The following is a 3,421-nucleotide window of genomic DNA, read 5'->3' as shown; positions in this document are numbered from 1 at the left end:
CAGGCGTAGGTAATTTCAGTAACAATACAGAGGAGATCCATCTGAAAAAATCATGGTATTAAACCTGGTTTTTTACATCTTCTCTTCATATTCATCTTTTTAAAATATATTTGCTTCGATCAAGTAATTATCATTGACTTTGTCAATTATTATCTTCCAAAACAAGTACAATAAAAGAGATCAGCGTTTTCCTTCCTGCTGCTGGGCATAGGAATAACTTCCTAACCGGAATTTAAGTGGCAATCCCGTTTGTTTCTGCCAGGTCCATTCCTTTTTACAGAAAAACCCAAAATGTTGCTGGTAATACGCGTCGGGCGCAACGCGGTAAACAGGAGCTGTTACAGGTTCCCGAACAGGGAATGTACGAGGTAGTAAAGTAACTGGTTTTAACAGGAAGCCGGCCGGCCGGAAAGCAAAGGTGTCTGTTAAAACAAAAGACAATGGCTTTACAGCCGTTAATGACAGGGGTTTCACCATCGTGGTTTGCGCCCCGGCCATCATACCGGGGAATAAACAAAGTATCCCTATCCACCATCGTTTCTGCATATCATCAGGATATTTCTTCAAAACTTCCAATGCCCTCACGGATCAGTTCCGGCACCGCACCGGTACAATCCACTATAGTGGAAAATCCCATACCGCCGGGCCCTCCATCTATCACAATATCTACCTGCTTTCCAAATTTCTCGTAAATGATCTCGGGGTCTGTATATTCTTCCACATAATGCTCTATCGGCAATGTGGTACTCATAATCGGGTTTCCCAGCTCTTTCACAATAGTGCGGCAAATATTATTATCAGGCACCCTGATACCCACAGTGTCCTTTTTCGTTTTCAATAATTTAGGCACCTGCCGGCTGGCGGGTAAAATGAATGTATACGGACCCGGCAATGCTTTTTTCAACATACGGAAAACGGGCGTATCCACACTCTTCGCGTAGTCCGACAAATGACTCAGATCATAACAGATAAACGAAAACTGTGCTTTTTTCGGATCTATCTGCTTAATTCTTGCAATACGCTCTATGGCCTTATGTTGGGTAATATCGCAACCCAAGCCATACACCGTATCGGTTGGATAAATAATAATTCCTCCGTCTCTCAAACATTCAACGATCGTTTTTAAATGACGGGGACTCGGATTATCCGGATGTACGTTTAACAGCATATATAAAGTTAACGATTGTGTGTCACTTTCAGGTTTTTAGCCTACCTTTCGTCCCGATTTTTCTAAACCTACGCGATGAACTTAAAAGGCATTGTTCCCAGAACGTGGAGGAGATTGAAGAGGGTAGTACTGGTTTTAATTGTTGCACAATTTTTATACATCCTGCTGTTGAAATGGGTGAACCCGCCTATTACCATCACCGAAATCTCCAGCTGGTTCAGCCTTTGGGGAACAGATAAAAAACTGCAGAAAACATGGGTGAGCTATGATGAAATATCCCAACACGCCAAACTGGCTGTAATAGCCAGCGAGGATCAGCTGTTTACAGATCATAACGGGTTCGACTTTAAGTCGATCGAAAAAGCAATGAAGCATAACCAGCAAAGTAAAAAAATTAAAGGGGCCAGCACTATCAGTCAGCAGGTGGCTAAAAACGTTTTCCTCTGGCAGGGCCGCAGTTGGTTCCGGAAGGGCCTGGAAGTATACTTTACTTTCATGATCGAAAAAATATGGGGCAAACAGCGCATCCTCGAAGTATACCTGAATGTGGCGGAAATGGGAGAGGGTGTATTTGGTGTGGAAGCGGCAGCGCAGGTAAATTATCATAAAAATGCGGCCAGTCTTAACCGGGAGGAAGCCGCCATGATAGCCGCCTGTTTACCCAACCCGGTTAAATATACCATCAATCCGCCTGCGCGGATCACGGCTTACCGGCTGCGGAAAATACTGGTACAAATGCGCAACCTTGCGCCCGACCCCGATATTATGGAACTGGTTACAGGCAGAAAATAATCAGGGCCGGTTCAGTAACTGTTGCACGGCAGCTATTGCCAGGGCTTCGCGTTCTTCATAACTCCCCCTGATATCTTTCCATTCCACACCGGAATTTATAACGATCTCCCGGTAAATATTATAAAAGTAATGCCGCATTTCCGGGTCCGGATATTCTCTTTGCGGATCTTCTTCCCAGGGCAGGTCAATATAGGTAAGCAGGTACATATCACAATGCTGGCGGGCTATCTGTTGTAAAATACGCGGATCGCAATGTCCGTATTTATGTTCGCTCCATACCTTGATCACGTACAGATCAGTATCGCAGATCAATACTTCACCGGCCCGGCTGACCATTTGCTGTTCAAGCGCTACCTGCCCGGCCGCAATGTGCAGGAGGTCGGATTCTTCGTATGGCCGTTGGAGTTGGTCGATGTATTCACGTGCATATTCCGGCGTCCACACAGTATTAAAATGCGCGGCCAGCTTTTCACTGAGCGTACTCTTCCCGGTAGATTCCGGCCCTATAACAACTACTTTCTTCATGTATTTTCTCTTTGCAGCACTTCTTTTCTCCAGCTAAGATACCCGAATATGGCAATGGTAAATAAAAAGATGGTCAGTCCCGCGGTAAGGTACAGGTGCTTGTATAACAACAAGGGGATAGCTACCAGGTTGGAAATATTCAGCAATATCCAGTTCTCCAGCTTCCGCTTGGCCAGCAGCCACATACCGGCGCAGGCCGTGGCAGATACAAAGGCATCCATTATGGGTACATTGGAGTCTGAAAAACGACTTAGCAGGAAATAGAAAATTCCCCAGCCTCCCAGTGCAATAAAAACAGCTGTAACCAGTTCTTTGCGGTTACTGCGCATTACCGGTGTAGCTGGTTGCGCCGGACCTTTCTTTGCCCAATAGAGCCAGCCGTATACACTCATCACCAGGTAATACGCGTTCAGCGCAGCATCCGCATATAGTTTGAAATGTTCTCTCGACAGGAGATAGGTATAAATGCCCGTGCTTACAATACCGGTAGGGTATACCAGTATATTATTATTTTTTTGAAAGATGACCGATAAGACAGCAAAGAAAACAGCTGTTGCTTCCAGCCAGGTCATCTGGTGAAAACCTTCTAATATACCCTGGTATAAATCGTTCATAGTGCGAATGTGGATCAATAATTCCGGATTATGACAACCGGGATGCGATCTATACCGCATCCCGGAAAATTATTTTTTTTCTCCTATCAGTGTGCCGGATACATTCCAGAAGCTCTGGCTGCTGCCTTCAGGCTTCCCCTGTGGAATAGCCACCTGTATGGTATGCTGCCCGGGGGCTATATCCTGTAAGGAAATGAATACCGGGGATGTAAGTGTGCCCGGGCACCAGTTGGAACGGCTCAGATCTGAGGAAGAAAGCCCGTTTCCAAAGTTACCGGAAGCAGGATTCGACAAGCGGTAGGTGGCGCAATCTGTACGCCAT

The 3,421-nt window shown here is 45.7% G+C and carries 6 protein-coding genes; 1 reads left to right on the top strand and 5 read right to left on the bottom strand.

All coding sequences use genetic code 11. The annotated features are described in order from the left end of the window. Positions 1 to 180: 180 nt before the first annotated feature. Together VN105_RS12100 and VN105_RS12095 are read right to left on the bottom strand one after the other, a co-directional pair. Positions 181 to 546 (bottom strand): hypothetical protein, encoded by a 366-nt coding sequence (locus tag VN105_RS12100; RefSeq protein ID WP_325641177.1) that lies wholly within the window; start codon positions 544 to 546, stop codon positions 181 to 183. A 4-nt stretch (positions 547 to 550) separates the two neighbouring features. After that, on the bottom strand, positions 551 to 1,168 hold the full coding sequence (locus tag VN105_RS12095; protein WP_325641175.1) for an L-threonylcarbamoyladenylate synthase: 618 nt from the start codon (positions 1,166 to 1,168) through the stop codon (positions 551 to 553). Positions 1,169 to 1,243: 75 nt separating this feature from the next. Here VN105_RS12095 and mtgA point away from each other — a divergent pair, with 75 nt between their 5' ends. Beyond that, on the top strand, positions 1,244 to 1,960 hold the full coding sequence (mtgA, locus tag VN105_RS12090; RefSeq protein WP_325641173.1) for a monofunctional biosynthetic peptidoglycan transglycosylase: 717 nt from the start codon (positions 1,244 to 1,246) through the stop codon (positions 1,958 to 1,960). On the opposite strand, the gene VN105_RS12085 is transcribed toward mtgA, so the two are convergent. The 3 genes from VN105_RS12085 to VN105_RS12075 form a co-directional block, all read right to left on the bottom strand. Further along, positions 1,961 to 2,485: an ATP-binding protein gene (locus VN105_RS12085; protein WP_325641171.1), complete on the bottom strand. Its 525-nt coding sequence runs from the start codon at positions 2,483 to 2,485 to the stop codon at positions 1,961 to 1,963. Further along, positions 2,482 to 3,099, bottom strand: coding sequence for a nicotinamide riboside transporter PnuC (gene pnuC, locus VN105_RS12080; RefSeq protein WP_325641169.1), 618 nt, complete (start codon positions 3,097 to 3,099; stop codon positions 2,482 to 2,484). Before pnuC ends, VN105_RS12085 begins: the two co-directional genes overlap by 4 nt. A gap of 69 nt (positions 3,100 to 3,168) precedes the next feature. Next, on the bottom strand, positions 3,169 to 3,421 hold a 253-nt coding region (locus VN105_RS12075), incomplete at its 5' end, for a peptide-N-glycosidase F-related protein (protein ID WP_325641167.1).

This window comes from Chitinophaga sp. (assembly GCF_035564935.1).
Lineage (GTDB): Bacteria > Bacteroidota > Bacteroidia > Chitinophagales > Chitinophagaceae > Chitinophaga.
This window is presented reverse-complemented; position numbering and strand designations above follow the sequence as displayed.